Raw genomic sequence first — 17856 nt, 5'->3', positions numbered from 1 at the left:
TTTTAAGCATATACAAAGAGATAAAGAGGCTAAAAAGCGACTATCTGCAAGATCACGACGAAGAAATTTTGCACAACTTGCGAGTAAATTTAAGAAAAGTTAGGTCGTTACTTAAAATTTTTAACGGAGTTTTTGATGAGAAAGTGACGCTCTTTTTTGGAGAGAATTTTAAAATTTTGGCAAACTCAACCAATAAAAAGCGAGACCTTGACATATTTCTAGGCTTTTTAAGCGAGCAAAAGCACGCAAATGAGCTAATTTACTTTGTGCAAAAGGCTCTAAATTTAGAGTATGAAAACGTTAGAAGCTACCTTAGTGACGAGGAAAACTACTCATTTTTAAAAGAGTGGGAGATATTTTTAAACGAGGGCGAGTTTTATAGGTCAAAGCTCTTTGATGTAAGCCTTTCACGCCTTGGCTCGTTTAAACTTAGAACGCTTCTAGTTTTGGCTCAAAAGAGGCTAAAAAGTCTAGATCAAGACTGCCCAAATGAGAGCTTTCACAAGATCAGGATCGAGCTTAAAAAGGTGAGATATGCCTACGAGTTTTTGAGTGAGATTTTTTATTTTGACGGGCTTAAAAAGTATGAAGAGCGGCTAAAAGATATGCAAGAGATCTTTGGTGCGCTTCAAGACTATGACGTTTGGCTTGGCATCTTAGAGCGTTTGCCAGAGGCTGCTGGCAAAGAAAAACTTGAGAGCAAAATCTACAAACAAATTTACAAAACTAGAGAAGAGATACTAAAAAAACGGCTTAAATTTATAAAAGCAACTCGCAAGATCTCGCGAAATTTAAAAATTTACTACATATAAAGGTCTAAAATTTATGCAAAAACAAGAAAAAATAGTTGATATGTTTAACCAGATCGCTCCGACTTACGACGTGGCAAATAGGGTGCTAAGCCTTGGCGTGGACGTGAGATGGAGGAAATTTGCCTGCAGATATATGCTAGAAATTTTTAAAGAAAGAGGCATAAATATCGTGGATGTGGCTTGCGGCACTGGCGATATGATGGGGCTTTGGAGTGAAATTTCAAAAGAATTTGGCGTAGAGATAAAAAGCCTAACTGGCATCGACCCATCAAGCGGCATGCTAAAAGAGGCGAGGGCGAAATTTCCAAATTTTAAATTTATAGAGGCATATGCTGATAATACGACGCTTGCAAGTGGCGAGGCTCAAATTTTAAGCATAAGCTACGGCATCAGAAACGTGGTCGAGCGAAAGGCTGCACTAAGAGAGTTTAATAGAGTGCTTGCCCCAGATGGCTACGTCGTCGTGCTTGAATTTACAAAGCGCCAGAAAAAGGGCTTTATAACTGCGCTAAGAGATTTTTATCTAAGTAAAATTTTGCCAAGTATAGGCGGCTTTATCTCAAAAAACAAAGAGGCGTACGAGTATCTGCCAAGCTCGATAGAAAATTTCCTCGATGCAAAGAGCTTTTGTGATGAGCTTGTGGAGGCTGGCTTTGAGATAGAGCTTTGCAAGGGCTTTAGCATGGACATCTCGACATTATTTATCGCTAAAAAGGTCAAAGAAATAAATGCTTAGCGTATCTGAGCTAAATGAAAAAGCAAAGGCACTGCTTGAGGCAACCCTTGACTATGTCGAGGTAAGTGGTGAAATTTCGCGACTTACAAAGCACGCTTCTGGGCACTGGTACTTCACACTAAAGGACGAAAAATCAAGCATCTCAGCTGTGATGTATCGTATGAATAACCAAAAGGTGAAATTCCTGCCAAAAGAGGGCTTGAAGGTTAAAATTTATGGCAAAGTGACCATCTACTCGCCAAGTGGGTCTTATCAGCTGGTGGCTAGTGCTATGCTGCCAGATGGCGAGGGCGAGCTTGAGCTTGCGTTTAGACAGCTTAAAGAAAAGCTCGAAAACGAGGGGCTTTTTGACATCGGCGCAAAAAAAGAAATACCAAATTTACCTAAAAAAATAGCCCTTGTCACAAGCGCCACTTCGGCTGCACTTCAAGACATGCTAAAAGTCGTCACGAGCCGCTGGAGGCTAAGTGAAATTTATATATTTGACGCATTAACTCAGGGCGAAAGTGCCCCAAGCTCGCTCATAAAAGCTTTGCGTAGGGCCGATAAATACGGCGTTGATGTGATCGTTTTGGCTCGCGGAGGCGGCAGCAAAGAAGACCTTTGGTGCTTTAACGACGAGGGTTTGGCACGTGAAATTTACGCTACAAAAACGCCAGTCATAAGCGCTATCGGTCACGAGATCGACTACGTCATAAGCGACTTTGTAGCAGACCGCAGGTCGCTTACGCCAAGTGCAGCTATGCTTGATCTTTTGCCTGATGAAGAGGCGTTTTTTCAGTATCTTGACAGGCTCAGCGACGATCTTGATAGCGCTTTAAATTTAAAGATCACAAAGAAGCAAAATTTATTAAATTTACTATTTTCTAAATTTTCATCAAACGCTCTAAAGGCTAGGATCGAGCTAAAATTTAGCGAGGTAGCAAACAAGCAAAATGCCCTAACAAACGCCGTTTCAAGGAAAATTTTAGTTCTTGGCTCAGCTCTTGGCTCTTTGGAGAAAGCCTACGAGATGAGGGGGCTCTTTTTTGAGAGCACGAAGGGGCTTATCGAGGTTAGAAAAGATGGCAAGAGAGCTGATCTTAGGGATTTAAAAATAGATGATGAGATCGAGCTTATCTCACAAAATACACATAAAAAAGCAATTATCAAGGAGTAAAAATGAGTAGAAAAATCAACTTTAGCGCAGGCCCAAGTGCGATACCACTAGACGTTTTAGAGCACGCAAAGGCCGAATTTACCGACTATAGAGGCGAGGGCTACTCGATCATGGAGATCAGCCACAGAAGCAAGACCTTCGAGGAGATCCACTTTGGTGCGATGGATAAGATAAGAAAGCTTTATGGCATCGGCGATGAGTATGAAATTTTATTTTTGCAAGGTGGCGCGCACTTGCAATTTAGCATGATACCGATGAATTTATATCAAGGTGGCAAGGCGCAGTACGCAAACACCGGCGTTTGGACAAACAAAGCGATCAAAGAGGCAAAAGTGCTTGGCGTAAATGTAGATGTCGTAGCAAGTAGCGAAGATGAAAATTTCTCTTACATCCCTGAGTTTAAATTTAGCGATGACGCCGACTATGCCTACATCTGCTCAAATAATACGATCTATGGCACGCAGTATAAGGCTATGCCAAAGACCAAATCACCCCTAGTTGTCGATGCTTCGAGCGACTTTTTTGCTAGACCGCTTGATTTTAGCAGTATCGGCTTGCTTTATGGCGGCGCTCAGAAAAATGCAGGCCCAAGTGGCGTGACTATCGTCATTTTAAGAAAAGACCTAGTTGGTCGCGTGAGTAGCCAAAACGTCCCTATGTTTTTACGCTACAAAACGCACGTAGAGGCAAACTCACTTTACAACACACCGCCAACTTTTGGAATTTATCTTTTAAATTTAACTATGCAGCACCTGCTAGATCTTGGCGGACTTGCTGAGGTTGAGAGGATAAATGCCAAAAAAGCAAGCACGCTTTATAATATCATCGATAGCTCAAATGGCTTTTATGTGGGACATGCCAAAAAATCAAGCAGATCAGATATGAACGTGAGCTTTACGATACCAAAAGATCATGCGCTTGAGCCAGTTTTCGTCGAAGAGGCGCTAAAAGAGGGCATGCTTGGGCTAAAAGGTCACAGACATCTTGGAGGCATAAGAGCCTCTATCTACAACGCCGTTAGCCAAAGCGACGTTGAGAAACTTGGCGAGTTTATGAGAGAATTTGCCAGAAAGCACGGCTGATGAACAAGGCAAAAAAAGCTTACGATGAAATTCCTTATTTCTCAGCTGCATTTAGCGACTGCTCGCCTGTTAGGATAGAGGCGGTTGCTAAATTTTTAGGCTTAAAGGCGGCTGGCCTCAAAGAGGCTAGAGTGCTTGAGCTTGGCTCATCATATGGCGGCAACATCTTGCCATTTGCCGTCTCGCACAAAGAGGCAAAGGTCGTTGGCATCGACATCTCAAGCCACCAAGTAAAAGAGGGTAACGAGATCGCAAAGAAGATGAATTTAAAAAATTTCACCCTTCTTGAGCGCGACTTTTTGCACATGAATGAGCACGATATCAAAGAACTTGGCGAGTTTGACTATATCATCGCACACGGCGTTTATAGCTGGGTGAGCCCAAACGTGAGAGACGCGCTACTTGCAACGATAAAGGCGCTACTTAGCAAAGATGGCATCGCCTACGTCTCCTATAACACCTACCCAGGCTGGAAGAGCCTTGATATCTTAAGGGATTTCATGCTCTTTGCGAGCGCAAATAGGGGCGATAAAGACTCACTTCCTCACGTCAAAGAGGAGCTAAATTTCTTGCAGGATTATTTGAAATTTAGCCTGCAAAACCAAAGCGACGTTGTCTATAAAGATAGTATGAAACTGCTTTTGACGCAGCTAAATTTCTTGCAAGGCATCATCGCAAAGGGGAGTGATTATTACATTTTGCATGACTTTTTGGAGGCGAGTAACGAGCCAACTTACTTTCATAAATTTGCTAGGCACATCGATAAACACGGACTTTGCTACGTCATAGACGCCTCGCTAAACGATATCTTTGCAAGCTCGACTGGGATTTACCGATTTGACGCGCACATCGAGCAAAGCTACAACTCTCGCATCAAAAAAGAGCAGCTAAACGACTTTTTGTTTAATAGATCGTTTAGAAAGAGCCTTATCGCACACAAAGAAAGGCTAGGTGGCGCTGATGACTTTGACGCGGTGCTTGGAGAGAGCGAGCTAAATAGCTTAAATTCTGCCTACTTTAGCGAGCAACCAAGGACAAAAACGCAAGAAATTTTAAGCAAAGCCTACCCGCAAAGCTTAAATTTAAACGAGGTAAAGGCCCCTCTTGGCTAAAACGAGAGCGAGGGCTTTATGGGTCTACTTGAAATTTTAAACGATCAAAACACTAAAATTTCATCATCAAAGCTTATTGCGCTTGATTATGAGCCTAAAAAAACTAGGCTAAAACCTATGGCAGCAGCGTATCTAGGATATTTTTTGGAGGCTAGTTTGCCAGTTATTTCTTTGGCAAATGAGCTAAATGGCAAGCTAAATTTAAGCGTTGAAGAGATCAAAGCCGCCTTGAAATTTGACGGCAAGACTAGCTTTAAAGAGATCGCAAAGGGCGTAAATTTAAGCGAAGATGAGCTAAAAGAGCTTGCTTTTAAACTAAGCGAAGCCTACTTTTTTGAAGAAATTTAAAAAAAGAGCGTGGCAAATTTAGCCATGCTCTTACTCAAAAAACATATCTTTTAATATCAAACATATCATCGCTATGTAAAAGACCAAAAACCATTTTTTAAGTGTTTTTTTGTCGGTATTTTGCGTCTTTTTGGTGCCAAAGTATGCGCCTATTAGCGAGCCAAGACCTAAAAATGTGCCCTCAGCGTATGAGATGTGACCATTTAGCGAGAGTGAGATGAAGCCGGCAATGGCTGCAAACATAACGAAAAATACGCCCATTGAGACCGCTTTTTTCAGCTCATAACGCAAAAAGCCTACCAAGATCGGCGCGATAAAGACGCCTCCGCCGATGCCGATGCTAATGGCAAAAACGCCAACAAAAACGCCAACTAAAAATAGCAAAAAGACCGAGTTGTTGGCATTTGAGCCGTCGCTGTTTGGCGAAAAGTATAGCTTTATAAGAGAGAAGATAAAGGTCACTAGAAGCATCGACTCAAGTAAGAGCGCAGGTGCGTGAGAGACGATGATACCGCTAAAGCTTGCGCCCACAAGACCGCCAAGGCCCAAAAATACGCCGCGGTTCAGCTTTAAAAGTCCAGCTTTGTAGTTTAGGTATGAGCCAAATGTCGCGCTAAAGATCATCTGCATGACGCTTATGCCAATGGCAGTTTTGACGTCATACCCGAAGGCGACCATGATAGGAACAACGACTGTGCCGCCACCTATGCCAAAAAATCCAGCTATATAGCCAACGCCGATACCTAATATGAAAAGTTCTACAAAAAGCATGATACTCCCTTGTGAGGTCAAAATTTTAGCCAAGTGCGCTTAAAAAAATAGTAAAAAAGGCGTAAATTTATAAATTTAGTCAAAATTTCAAAAACTAAAAGCGAACTTTTTTTATAATGATTAAAAATTTAAAAGGAAAAATATGCTTTTAGAACAACCGCTCCTTTATTATGAAGCGATCAAAGAGAAATTTAAAAATAGCTACCTAGCCGAGGACAAGACGCAGATCATTATCGGCATCGACTGCGAATATATCGACGAAAAGGATATGGATTTTTACGGGCTTAGAAGCTACTTTGATACTAATCGTAACAAATTACTCGCGCCTTTTGCAGGGCTTTTTGGCGTTTTTGCTTATAGCGGCGTGAGATACTTCGAGTATATCGGCGAAGAGAAGGCTAAAAAATATGAATTTCCAAAATTTATCTACGCCGACGCTAAAGCATATATGCACTTTGATAAGATGAGTAAAATTTACACTTTTTATGGGGATAAAGAGAGGTATTATGACTTTTTGCTAAATTTAAAGGCAGAAGATGAGCTCCAAAAAGAGTGCGAATTTAGCGTAAAAACTGATCTTAGTGAAGAAAAGAAACACTTTGAAGATATGGTTGAAGTGGCAAAAGAGTATATAAGAAGCGGCGACGTTTTCCAAGTAGTGCTTGGAGAGCTGCTTGAAATTTCAACAAATATGAGCAGTTTTGACTTTTACAAAAGGCTAGCCATCGCAAACCCAAGCCCATATATGTTTCATTTTCCTACACCTTATGGCGATGTGGTCGGCTCATCGCCTGAGCTTGTTTTTGAGATGAAAGGGGAGCAAATTTTTGTAGCACCAATCGCTGGTACAAGACCAAGAGGCGGTGACGCAAACGCTGATACGGCACTTGAGAGAGAGCTTTTAAGCGACGAAAAAGAGCTAGCTGAACACAAAATGCTAATCGATCTTGCCAGAAACGACATCGGCAGGGTCTCAGAGCCAAAAAGCGTGGTCGTGAAAAACGCGATGCATATCCAGACCTACGAAAGGGTGATCCACATTGTAAGCGACGTCTATGGCAAGTGCGCGAAAGAGCTTGACCTCTTTGACGTGTTAGCTAGCATTTTTCCAGCTGGTACGCTAAGTGGCGCGCCAAAGATCAGAGCTATGCAGATAATCAACGAGCTTGAAATTTGCGAGCGAAATATCTATGGCGGGGGCATTGGATTTTTGCATTTTAACGGCGACGCTCAGGTGGCGATCCTCATCCGCTCAGCCATCTTTGTGCCAGATAAAAATGGCTTTAGCAGCGTTTTTATCGGAGCTGGAGCAGGCATAGTCTATGACTCAAAAAGCGAAAAAGAGTACGCTGAAATTTGCCACAAGCGTGCAAGCGTGGTAAATGTCTTTAAAAACAGCGCAAAAGAGGTTTAAATTTAAGTCGCGCAAGTGAAAACTTTAAAAATAAAAGGATAAAATAGCTAAATAAGCGATGAAAAGCATAAATTTTTCATTTCCGCAAGGAAAATTTAGAAAAAATGAATTGTTTTTAGAGCTTAAATCTAAAAATATAAAAGGAAAGTATATGAAAAAAGTTTCATTATTTGCATTGAGTGGTATTGTTGCACTAGCATTACTTGGATGCGATGGGGGGGGGTGGCACATAGCCTAAAAGAGGTATGTGAAAATCCAAAAAAACAATATGAAAGCCTGGAAGCAAATGTATATTATAAAATTATAGAATTCCCAATAGGACCAGGTGAAAATTCTCCAAAAGGAGACTATGTAAAATTCTTCGATGAAAATGGAAACGAGCAATATTATATTCTACAAAACCCAAGTGATATAATGGGATATAATATAAGATATTCAAAAAAAGAAGGTAAAATTTTTAAACTAAAAGGAGAAAATCCTAAATGTTACGGTAAAAGCGTCCATGTAGGCTTAATACGAGAAGAATAAAACAATAGTAGTATCTTACTATCAGACGAATAGTAAGATACTTTAAAAAAGGTAGTTAAAATGCCAGGGCAAAATTTAATCCTAGTCATAACGATTTTTGTTTTTATATGTGCATGTTTTATGGCGCATAGGGATAATAAAAAGAATTTGCAAAAAGATAAATAATTAAATTTGCAAGGTGGCAAATCACCCTGCAAAAGCAAATTTGTATTATTTGGCTTTAAAAAGAATAACTAATGCCAAAATAAATTTATCCTAGTTGTAATGACTCTATTTTTAGTGGGTGCACTAAACGTTGGCAAGATGAAATTTAGCTTTGACGAGCGTATCCAGACAAATGTGGTGGCAAATTTCACGCAAATTTATGAGTATAAAAATTTACATATCAAAAAGGGCGAGCGCCTCGGAAATTTCGAGCTTGGCTCAACTATCGTCATACTTAGCGAAAAAGACGCGATCGAGTACAATCTCTTTGAAAACAAAGAGCTTAAATTTGCTGAAGCGATCGGCGGGATAAAAGGGTAAATTTACAGGCTAGCTAAATTTTATGACTAGGCCGTCTGGATAAAAGCAAATTTGATCCAGACAGCGACCTAAATTTAATTTAAAATCTCCAAAATTTATTTACAAGAAACTTAGCCCGTAAAATATCTGATCAAATTTTAAAAGCTGCTAGCCATAAATTTAGCAAAATAACTAGGCTTTAAATTTTATAAATTTAAAGTTGCTCTTTAGCTCGTTTTGAGCCGAGTTTATCTCGCTAAATTCTGACTTTACAAAGCCTATGAGCTCTATCTTGCTCACATTTGGGGACAATATCTTTATGTACTCTTTTTTATCTTTTAGCTCCAAGTCTTGGCTAAAGAGAAGCACTCTGACGTCAAGCTTTAGCATAGACCTTAGCTCAGAGATCGTGGCTATTAGCTTGTCCATGTCAAAGCCCTCAGCCGCCTCATCTACTAGCACTAGCGAGCAAGGCTTGGTTTTTACCTTTATCAAAAGCTCGCTAAAGCTATTTGCGACCTCAAGCGTATTTTGGAACTCGCCAAGCGCGCCGGCAAATATCTTATTTTCAAGCTTTGTGCTCTTATAAACTGCGATATTTTCGTTTTTGATGAAGTTTTTATTTTCTTTTATCGGTTTATAGTTTCGCACATAGTTTGGCAAAATTTGATTTAGCTCGGCTTGGCTAAATGGCTTTTTGATCCACGCATCAAAGGCTGGTAGGATCTCTCTTTCGGAGATATTTGAAGTGTTTGAGACGACGGCTATTAAATTTTGCTTCTCGCTTTGCATAGCTCTTATATCTTTTACGAAATTTGCCGTGTTGTTTTCGAAAAACTGCGTGTCTATGAAAATGGTATTAAAGCGGTTTAGCTGCAGCGCTTGTTTTAGCTCTTTTAGACTGCTAACGCCGATAACTTCGCAGTCAAAGTAGCTAAAGGCCTGAGCTGACATCTCAAGGCTTAGCGGATTTTTATCGCAGAGTAAAAAGCGCACCTTCTCATCGGCTGGATTATCGCTCTTGTTTTTCTCCATATATACGAGCCTAGCGACGCTTAGCGGAGTTAGCGGGTCTTTTAAAAGGACTAGGTTTTTGGCGTTTATGTTTTTGCTCGTGCTCTGCCTTGCAAAGATGATGTCGTACTCTCTTGATAGGCTTTGGTTGCTTGAGATGATATTTTGAAATTTAAGCCCAATATCTTCTAGTGTTTTTGTGAAAAATTCGTTGTATTTGACGTTTATATCAGGCAGATAAGCGATCTTTAGGTCGCGGTTTAGGTTGAAATTTTGCTGGCTTTGTATCTTTTTTAGGTTGAGGATAAATTTAAACTCATTACCAGCTCCGCCAAGCGTGCTTATGTCAAGGCTTGAGTTAAAAAGCTTTAGATAAAAGCTGGCAAGTCTTAGATAAAACTCGCTCTCTTCGTCGTTTAGCTCGTTTTCGTCCTCTAGTCTTAGTGCGTTTAGCTGCTCATCTTTTAGGAAAATTTGATTTGTTCTTATCTTAGTTTCGATGCCTAAAAGTCCGCTTTGGCTAAGGCTATCACTTGTGTTTCTTATCTCAACGATCAAATTTGCAAATTTATCGCACTTTGCGACGATGGCTAGCATTATGGAGTTAAAGATGACGCTTATTTTCTCGGCGTCGCCTTCTAACTCGTCGCTGATACGCGCGTCAAGATAGGTTAGGAAATTTAGCTTTTTGCTCTGCGTAAATGGTATCTGTGCCTCAAGGATATTTGAGAATAAAATTTGCGGATTAAATGGTTTTTGATTTAGAGTAAGGTCTGATAGTCTGGTGTCAAGCAGGCCCTTTATATTGCCGTAGTTTAGGGCTATGATCTGGCTATTTCTTTCTAAATTTTCAAAAACTAGTTCATTTTTAAGGACGTTTTCATCTTTTTTTAAAGTGGCGATCGAGCTTAAAATTTGCTCTTTTGAGAGGTAAAATTTCTTATTTAGCCTAACTAGCAGCCTATCTTTTATCGCTGTAAAGCTTCTTTCTTGCTCATACTTTTGAAGTAGCTCTTTATATAGCGCAATGAAGCTTTCTATTAAATTTTGTGGATTTCTATCGCCTCTTTTTAAAACCTCTTCTCTTATAAGCTTCATTTTTTGATTTAAATATTCTAAATTTCTAACCCAGCCATAGGCTTTGTAGCTAGCGTAAAATAGCCAAATCGAAAAGATAAACATCACAAACGAAAGGCAGAGCGTATAGACTCTAAATTCGTCGTTTTTAGCCTTTAGCTCACTAACTAGCACGCTAGAAATTTCACTAAATAGATCAAACCTATCGTTTTCAAAAGAGTTTATCCGCCTGATCTCATCTTCTGAAATGCTGCTTTTTGTCCTAAGATCGATGCGAATTTGATCAAATCCTTTAGAAATTTCAAGCTCATTTAGCCTTTCAAGCTGTTTTATTATTTCGCTTTTTGTCTCGCCGTATGGGAGCAAATTTATATTTAGATCATTGTATTTTAGGCTATTTATGGCCTCTTTTAGTGAGCTGCTGTTTAGGGTCTCTTTGCCGTGAAGTATGGCGATGATGTGCTGTTTTGCTGTGTTTATGTTGGCAAGGACCTCATAGAGCCTATTTATGACGATCATATATCTTTCTATGTCAGCGTCTATAGCCACATCTTTAAACTCTAGATGCCCGCTTATGATGACTGAGATCGCCATCTCAAAAAAATTATAAAACGAGAGATTGAAGCTCTCCCAGTCTGCTTTTGCATTTTTTAAGACTATTTCGAGCGCATCTTTCATTCTTGTATCATCTGGAGTGTTTGATAGGCTATTTAAGAAATACTTAATAGCAAAATTTTTAGCTGTATTGGCTCTTCTTAGCGCCTCTTCCTTATCTGGCGTTTTTACTTCAAGATACTCTTCGTAGGCTTTTCTTTCAGCGATGATGGTCTTTACGACATTTTTTAGTAAATTTCCTCTGTTTATCTCGTTATTTAGGCGAGATGAGAGCTTGAAGTCGCTAAAAAATATAACTCCCTCGTTAAAGCAATAAATGGCAGAGAACAATATAGATAAAAATACTAAAAATCTCTTAACACTCATAGTCTAACTTTCTTGAAAATTTCTTGCAAAGTGTGCTTATCTCGTTTAGCCTTTCATTTATAAGAGTAATATTTTTTATCTTATTTGGCTGCGAGATCAGCGCGTCAAAGCTCGCTACAAGCGGCGTTATCTTTAAATTTATAGCCGGCTCTTTTAGAATTTTTATACTCTCTTCTAAAAATTTAGAGTCCCTAGCTAGCACCGCACTTTGGATAAATATCATCTTATCTTTTGCCTTTCTTAAAAATATACCAAGATAGGTCACAAACTCGCTTTTGCTTAAATTTAAAAAGCTCGCCGTTTCGTTAAACCAGCTCTCGTTTAAAATTTCCTCATCTTTGCCAAGCAGGTGCCTTTCGTCTATCTTCAGGCTAGGCAGCCTAAGCTCGGTCTTTGCTTTTATCGCAGCTTGCTGGTTTTGGCTGTAAATTTCTGTTTGATCAAGGATCAAAAGCTCAAAATACTCTTCGTTTTTTACTGAGCTGATCTTTGAAAACTTAAGCGTCGCATTTAAAATTTTGCCGTTTTTAGTCTTTAAATTTACTCTTAAATTTGGTCTTTTAGCTAGATAATCTATAAAAACTCCAGGCTCTTTGTAGTCCAAAACTAGCTCGTCAATGTCTTTATGCTCGCTTAAAAACTCCCTTATATCTTTAAATTCAAGCAGACCAAGAGAGATATCTCCCATCGCTAAAATTTGACCGTTTTTGTCGTATATTATCACTTCAAATTTCCTTCTTTGAGCGGTAAAAGCTTTGCCGCCACGCTTTTGTTTGTTATTTTTGCTACTTCGTCTAAATTTGCTTCGCTGATTTTATCAAAACTTCCGTAAAAGCTGATTAATTTCGCGATACTGCCCTCAGAAACGCCAGCTTGTCTTAGCACTGATCTTTGCATATCATTTTTCTGCCTTGTTTTTCTGTGAAAACTGATGACAAATCTATGGCTCTCATCGCGCATTTTTTGGAAAAACTGCAGCTTTTTATCGCTCGTGCTTAGGCTAAAACTGCCATTTTTTGTATAAATTTTATCCTTTGCCTCGCCCTTTGCGCGGTGAGCTTTGGCGTCTATTTTTTCTTTTGAGATAGCGATCACATCGACGTTTGCGCCACTACTTGCTAAAATTTCACAGGCTAAGCTTAAAAGCGCCTCGCCACCATCAATAACCCAAAGATCAGGCGGACTAAGCTTGTCAAACCTAAGTGCTCTAGCAGTGAGGCTCTCTCTCATCTGATCGTAGTCGTTTTTGGAATTTAGGTGCATGTGGCGGTAGTTTTGCTTCGCCCACTCGCCATGCTCATAGCGCACCATCGCCCCTACACTTGCCTCGCCAAAAAGGTGCGAGTTGTCGTAAGCCTCGACCACGTAAGGCGTGTGAGCTAGATTAAAATACTCTTTTATCTCATTTAGTAGCTCGTTATCGTGCGTTTTTAGGTATTTTTCGATGCTAACTTCAGCATTTTTTGTAGCGATCTCGCAAATTTTACGCTTATCGCCAATTTTTGGGCAAGTGATGCTAAATTTACGCCCAAACCTCTCGTTTAAAATTTCCTCCACTAGCTCGCTATCTTCAAAGTCTTCGTGGACGTAAATTTTGGTGCTGATTATTGGCTGATCGGCTATAAAGCTTTTTAAAATAGCCTGCTTATAAGCCTCGTTTATCTCGTCTTTTTGAGCGTTTTTAGCCTGCGTGATATCGGTTTTTACGCCCGTTATCTTGCCACTTTGCACGCTAAATCTCACCGCACAGATCATATCATGCACGCAAGCGACCGAGTAGGCCTCAAAGTCCTCAAGCTTGGCTAGATCAACCTCGACCTTTGTTTGCATATTTTTAAGCGTTTGCATCTTATCTCTAGTCGCGGCTGCTTGCTCGTAGTCTTCGGCCTTGGCATAGTTTAGCATGAGCTCTTCAAGGCGAGCGATTAACAAATTTGGATTTTGCAAAGCGGCTGTGGCATCAGCGACTATTTTGGCGTAGCTCTCTTTTGAGATTTTGCTCTCACATGGGGCGTAGCAGCGTTTTAGCTGGTAAAAAAGGCAGGCTTTTTTGCCTTTGATGCAGGATTTTTTCTGAACTAGGTTGAAATTTAGATAAAGCGCTTCAAGTAGCTCTCCCGCTCCACTAAAATATGGCCCAAAATAGCGTATATTTGAGCCTTTTACCACCTTTCTGGTGATCTCAAATCTAGGGAATTCATCGTTTAAATTTATAAAGATATAAGGGTAGGTCTTGTCGTCACGAAGCAAGATGTTGTATTTTGGCTTAAGTTGCTTGATGAATGAATTTTCAAGTATGAGCGCGTCTGCCTCGCTTGGTGTGATGATGTATTCAAGATGCACAGCCTCGCTTATCATCTTTGAAATTCTTGGGCTTAGCTTTTCAGCTGGGGCTAGGCTTGGGGTAAATTTAAAGTAGCTTTTGACCCTGTTTTTTAAAATTTTGGCCTTGCCGACATATAAAAGTCTGTTTTGAGCGTCAAAATATTGATATACGCCAGGCTCGTTTGGAAGCGTTCTTATCTCGTCTATTAGCATCTTGCCTGCTCATTTTTCTTTAGCAAAATTTCTCTTAGCTCTTCAAATTTCTTATAAATTTGCTCATTTGTGGCTAAATTTTTAAACTCGCCCTTGCTTGCTGGTGTGATGAAATTTGACCTTTGTGGAGGTTGTGGGGCGAAAAATTTTAGATATTTGCTCACGATAAATCTTATATTGTCCTCTTTTTTGTTTTTTATATAGTTTATTTCATTAAGAGGTTTTGGCTCGATGACGCTTGCAAAAATGCTATTTTTATTAAATTTGCAAAAGGTTTTTAATAACCCTTTTATCTCATTTATACTACTATCACGCCTAAGCTCCAAAAGCCCTGAGGGATGAGTGAGAACGAAGGTCAGCACGCCTGCTCTGACGTAGCAAAAAGCTATGTAAAACCGCTTTGATTTCCCCATGAGGCGCAGAAGCTCTTGGCACTCGTCTGCCATGCTTAATTTTTCTTTATACAAAGGATTTTCGTGGATAGCATCTATCATAAATTTGGCGTTTTTCATAGGCTTATCTTATCATCTTTTATTTTAATTTTCGCTCTTTTTGCACTTAGTGGCTGCGGCTACAAGGACGATCCATTTTATGGCGATGCACCTGTAAAAGAGAAAAAAACTGACAAGATCAATAAAATTTGATCTTAAATTTGGCGTAAGATAAAAATGTAATGCAAGCTTAATAAATTTAACTAACCTAAATTTTAGGCTCATTTAAGTAAAATACGCAAATTTTTATCTTACAAGGAGAGTATATGAGGTTATTTGGACTTCTAAGTTTGTTTTTTTTGGTAGCCTTTGGTGCTGACGGAGAAGCTGCGGCTATTGACTTAACTACTACATGGGCGGGAATTTTATCGCTTATCATTTTTGTTGTTGGATACTTTTTCATAGCAGCAGAAGAAAATTTCCACATCGACAAGGCAAAACCTGCCATCTTTATCGGCACGTTTATGTTCCTACTTATCGGTGTTTATATGCTTATAAACGGCATGGATGTGCATTCACTAGAGCACGAGGTAAATCACCTGATCTTAGAAATTTCTCAGATCGTATTTTTCCTAATGGTAGCGATGACATTTATCGAAGCACTCATCGAAAGGGACGTATTTAACGCGCTTAAATATAACCTCGTATCAAAAGGCTACACTTATAGAAAGCTATTTTGGCTAACTGGTGTTTTGGCATTTTTCATAAGTCCAGTGGCTGATAACCTAACGACAGCGCTTATCTTATCGACCGTGCTTTTAACGATAGATAGAACTAATACAAATTTCCTAGTCGCAGGCGCGATAAACATCGTCGTTGCGGCAAACGCAGGCGGAGCGTGGAGTCCATTTGGCGATATCACTACACTTATGGCTTGGGCTGCTGGTAAAGCGCCATTTATCGACTTTTTCGCACTTTTCCCAGCTTCATTTATCGGTTGGTTTGTAACAGCGTTTTTACTTTCACGCGTCGTGCCAGTTGGTAGCCCACACTTTGACCCAGCTACTGAGCCAAAAGTGGTCATGAAAAAGGGCGGTAAAGCGACTATTGCTATTGGTGTATTTACCATCTTTTGTGCTGTTATGATGCACCAGCTTTTCCATTTGCCAGCGATGTGGGGCATGATGTTTGGCTTTTCTATACTTAGCCTTTACACTTACTATTTCAAAAAAGCACACAAAGATGAAGCACCTATGCACGTCTTTCACTATATGTCAAAGATCGAAAACAACACGCTATTTTTCTTCTTTGGAATTTTAGCTGCAGTTGGCGCTCTTCACTATGTTGGATTTTTAAATTACGCTGTATCACTTTATGATAAATTTGGCTCAACAGCCGTAAATATCGGAGTTGGTTTCCTTTCAGCGATCGTTGATAACGTTCCAGTTATGTCAGCCGTCCTAAAAGCAAACCCTGTAATGGGCCCAGATGCTGGCGAGTCCATGAGTCAGTGGCTACTGGTGACACTAACGGCTGGTATCGGCGGTTCGATGATCAGCTTTGGTTCGGCAGCTGGCGTTGGAGTAATGGGTAAATTAAAAGGAATTTATACCTTTGGTGCACATATGAAATACTCTTGGATGGTGGTTCTAGGATATATTGTATCGATCATTGTTTGGTATGTGCAGTTTGAAATTTTTCATCTTTATTTTTAAAAGGTTATAAATGAACAATACGATTATAGTTTTGGACTTTGGTTCGCAGTACACTCAGCTAATAGCTAGAAGGCTAAGAGAAGAGGGTGTCTACACTGAAATTTTGCCATTTAACGCAAAGCTAAGTGAGATAAAAGCGAAAGAGCCAAAAGGTATCATTTTAAGTGGTGGTCCAGCTAGCGTTTATGCTAAAGATGCATATTTTTGCGATAACGGCGTCTTTGAGCTAAATGTCCCTATCCTTGGCGTTTGCTACGGCATGCAGCTGCTTGCTCACACGCATGGTGCTGAGGTTTTAGCAGCTGATCACAAAGAGTACGGCAAGGCTGAACTTAGCGTCGTAAAAGAGCACGATCTTTTTAAAGATACACCTTCAAAACAAATCGTATGGATGAGCCATAGCGACTATGTAAAAGACCTACCAAAGGGCTTTGAGGCGATTGCAGTCAGCGAAAATTCGCCTTATTGTGCTTTTGGTGATGATAAACGTAAATTTTATGCGATCCAGTTTCACGCAGAGGTACAACACAGCGAGTATGGCACGCAAATTTTAAAGAATTTTGCTAAATATATCTGCGGCTGCGAGAGCACATGGAACATGGGAAGCTTTGCTAAAAATAAGATAGAAGAGATCAGAAGAACAGTGGGCACTCACAAGGTGCTTTGCGCAGTTAGTGGCGGCGTGGATAGCTCTGTGACTGCAGCGCTTTTGGCAGCTGCTGTGCCTGAAAATTTGATCCTTGTTTTTGTCGATAACGGACTTCTTAGAACAAACGAAAAAGAGCAAGTTGAAGCTACATTTAGGACCAAGCTTGGCGTTGAGCTAGTTAGTATAGATGCGAGCGAGATCTTTCTTGGTCGCTTAGCTGGCGTCGTTGATCCTGAGAAAAAACGCAAGATCATAGGTGAGACATTTATAGAAATTTTTGAAAAAGAGGCTAAAAAGCATGGCGATGTGAAATTTCTAGCTCAAGGCACTCTTTATACTGACATCATCGAAAGCTCAGTCGTTGGCTCAAGCAAGACGATAAAGAGCCACCACAACGTTGGAGGTTTGCCTGATTGGATGACATTTGAGCTGATAGAACCGCTAAGAGAAATTTTTAAAGATGAGGTTAGAAAGCTAGGACTTGAGCTTGGACTAAGCCGAGAGCTAATCTTCCGCCATCCTTTCCCAGGACCTGGCCTTGCGATCCGCATAATGGGCGAGGTAAATAAGCCAAGCCTTGAGCTACTTCGCAAAGCTGATGTGATCTTGCGTGATGAATTAAAAAGTAGTGGCTGGTATAACAAAACTTGGCAGGCATTTTGCGTACTTTTAAATGTAAATTCTGTTGGCGTTATGGGCGATAACCGCACCTACGAAAACGCTGTTTGCGTGCGCGTGGTCGATGCGAGCGACGGCATGACTGCAAGCTTCTCAAGGCTTCCTTATGATCTACTTGAAAATGTAAGCCGCCGCATTATAAATGAGGTAAACGGCATAAACCGCGTAGTTTACGACATCTCAAGCAAGCCACCTGCAACAATAGAGTGGGAATAAAATTTATTCAAGATTGAATTTTCAATCTTGAATTTTATTTCTATAAAAATATTTTTAAAGGTTTACCAGATGGAAATAAATGGAATTAAAG

At 40.0% G+C, this 17856-nt stretch carries 17 protein-coding genes and 1 pseudogene; 13 read left to right on the top strand and 5 right to left on the bottom strand.

The features are described 5' to 3' along the window. From Q0296_RS04480 to Q0296_RS04455, 6 genes are all read left to right on the top strand, one after another. Positions 1 to 812, top strand: an 812-nt coding sequence (locus tag Q0296_RS04480) for a CHAD domain-containing protein (protein ID WP_298037039.1), incomplete at its 5' end; no start/stop codon positions are given. A gap of 13 nt (positions 813 to 825) precedes the next feature. After that, positions 826 to 1548 (top strand): bifunctional demethylmenaquinone methyltransferase/2-methoxy-6-polyprenyl-1,4-benzoquinol methylase UbiE, encoded by a 723-nt coding sequence (ubiE, locus tag Q0296_RS04475; RefSeq protein ID WP_298037036.1) that lies wholly within the window; start codon positions 826 to 828, stop codon positions 1546 to 1548. Further along, positions 1541 to 2707: an exodeoxyribonuclease VII large subunit gene (gene xseA, locus Q0296_RS04470; protein ID WP_298037034.1), complete on the top strand. Its 1167-nt coding sequence runs from the start codon at positions 1541 to 1543 to the stop codon at positions 2705 to 2707. Before ubiE ends, xseA begins: the two co-directional genes overlap by 8 nt. A gap of 2 nt (positions 2708 to 2709) precedes the next feature. Next, positions 2710 to 3789 carry a phosphoserine transaminase gene (gene serC / locus Q0296_RS04465; protein WP_298037031.1) on the top strand — a complete coding sequence of 360 codons (1080 nt, stop codon included), beginning with the start codon at positions 2710 to 2712 and terminating at the stop codon, positions 3787 to 3789. Beyond that, a complete protein-coding gene (locus Q0296_RS04460) occupies positions 3789 to 4901 on the top strand; it encodes a class I SAM-dependent methyltransferase (RefSeq protein WP_298037030.1) in 1113 nt (370 codons plus the stop codon). Before serC ends, Q0296_RS04460 begins: the two co-directional genes overlap by 1 nt. 18 nt (positions 4902 to 4919) lie before the next feature. After that, a complete protein-coding gene (locus Q0296_RS04455) occupies positions 4920 to 5249 on the top strand; it encodes a hypothetical protein (protein ID WP_298037029.1) in 330 nt (109 codons plus the stop codon). A 30-nt stretch (positions 5250 to 5279) separates the two neighbouring features. Here Q0296_RS04455 and Q0296_RS04450 read toward each other — a convergent pair whose 3' ends face one another. Further along, positions 5280 to 6020 carry a sulfite exporter TauE/SafE family protein gene (locus Q0296_RS04450; RefSeq protein WP_298037026.1) on the bottom strand — a complete coding sequence of 247 codons (741 nt, stop codon included), beginning with the start codon at positions 6018 to 6020 and terminating at the stop codon, positions 5280 to 5282. A gap of 142 nt (positions 6021 to 6162) precedes the next feature. Here Q0296_RS04450 and Q0296_RS04445 point away from each other — a divergent pair, with 142 nt between their 5' ends. From Q0296_RS04445 to Q0296_RS04430, 4 genes and pseudogenes are all read left to right on the top strand, one after another. Next, positions 6163 to 7434 (top strand): anthranilate synthase component I family protein, encoded by a 1272-nt coding sequence (locus Q0296_RS04445; protein WP_298037024.1) that lies wholly within the window; start codon positions 6163 to 6165, stop codon positions 7432 to 7434. Positions 7435 to 7492: 58 nt separating this feature from the next. After that, the gene (locus Q0296_RS04440; RefSeq protein WP_298037020.1) at positions 7493 to 7672 is read left to right on the top strand and encodes a hypothetical protein; all 180 of its coding nucleotides are present in this window, start codon (positions 7493 to 7495) and stop codon (positions 7670 to 7672) included. Continuing rightward, entirely contained in the window at positions 7657 to 7962 is a 306-nt protein-coding gene (locus Q0296_RS04435; RefSeq protein WP_298037018.1) for a hypothetical protein, read from the top strand. The genes Q0296_RS04440 and Q0296_RS04435 overlap by 16 nt, the downstream gene beginning before the upstream one ends. A 279-nt stretch (positions 7963 to 8241) precedes the next feature. Next, positions 8242 to 8487, top strand: a pseudogene (locus tag Q0296_RS04430) (phosphatidylserine decarboxylase); the annotation flags it as partial. 171 nt (positions 8488 to 8658) lie between these two features. On the opposite strand, the gene Q0296_RS04425 reads toward Q0296_RS04430, so the two are convergent. From Q0296_RS04425 to Q0296_RS04410, 4 genes are read right to left on the bottom strand one after another with little or no spacing between them, the layout of a single operon-like run. Further along, positions 8659 to 11538, bottom strand: coding sequence for a hypothetical protein (locus Q0296_RS04425; RefSeq protein WP_298037015.1), 2880 nt, complete (start codon positions 11536 to 11538; stop codon positions 8659 to 8661). Continuing rightward, positions 11528 to 12262, bottom strand: a complete 735-nt coding sequence (locus tag Q0296_RS04420) for a hypothetical protein (RefSeq protein ID WP_298037013.1) — start codon at positions 12260 to 12262, stop codon at positions 11528 to 11530. Before Q0296_RS04420 ends, Q0296_RS04425 begins: the two co-directional genes overlap by 11 nt. Then, entirely contained in the window at positions 12259 to 14076 is a 1818-nt protein-coding gene (uvrC, locus tag Q0296_RS04415) for an excinuclease ABC subunit UvrC (RefSeq protein WP_298037010.1), read from the bottom strand. Before uvrC ends, Q0296_RS04420 begins: the two co-directional genes overlap by 4 nt. Then, the gene (locus Q0296_RS04410) at positions 14070 to 14570 is read right to left on the bottom strand and encodes a hypothetical protein (RefSeq protein WP_298037008.1); all 501 of its coding nucleotides are present in this window, start codon (positions 14568 to 14570) and stop codon (positions 14070 to 14072) included. Before Q0296_RS04410 ends, uvrC begins: the two co-directional genes overlap by 7 nt. On the opposite strand from Q0296_RS04410, the gene Q0296_RS04405 reads away from it, so the two are divergent. The 3 genes from Q0296_RS04405 to guaA all read left to right on the top strand — a co-directional run bounded on the left by Q0296_RS04405 (position 14553) and on the right by guaA (position 17765). Beyond that, positions 14553 to 14720 (top strand): hypothetical protein, encoded by a 168-nt coding sequence (locus Q0296_RS04405; protein ID WP_002940093.1) that lies wholly within the window; start codon positions 14553 to 14555, stop codon positions 14718 to 14720. The genes Q0296_RS04410 and Q0296_RS04405 overlap by 18 nt on opposite strands. Positions 14721 to 14833: 113 nt before the next feature. After that, a complete protein-coding gene (gene nhaD / locus Q0296_RS04400) occupies positions 14834 to 16222 on the top strand; it encodes a sodium:proton antiporter NhaD (protein ID WP_298037002.1) in 1389 nt (462 codons plus the stop codon). A 10-nt stretch (positions 16223 to 16232) separates the two neighbouring features. Beyond that, positions 16233 to 17765, top strand: coding sequence for a glutamine-hydrolyzing GMP synthase (gene guaA / locus Q0296_RS04395; protein WP_298036999.1), 1533 nt, complete (start codon positions 16233 to 16235; stop codon positions 17763 to 17765). The last annotated feature ends 91 nt before the right edge of the window (positions 17766 to 17856 follow it).

The organism is uncultured Campylobacter sp., assembly GCF_937890585.1.
Classification (GTDB): Bacteria; Campylobacterota; Campylobacteria; order Campylobacterales; family Campylobacteraceae; genus Campylobacter_A.
Note: the sequence above shows the minus strand (reverse complement) of the source record. Positions and strands in the feature narration are given on the sequence as shown.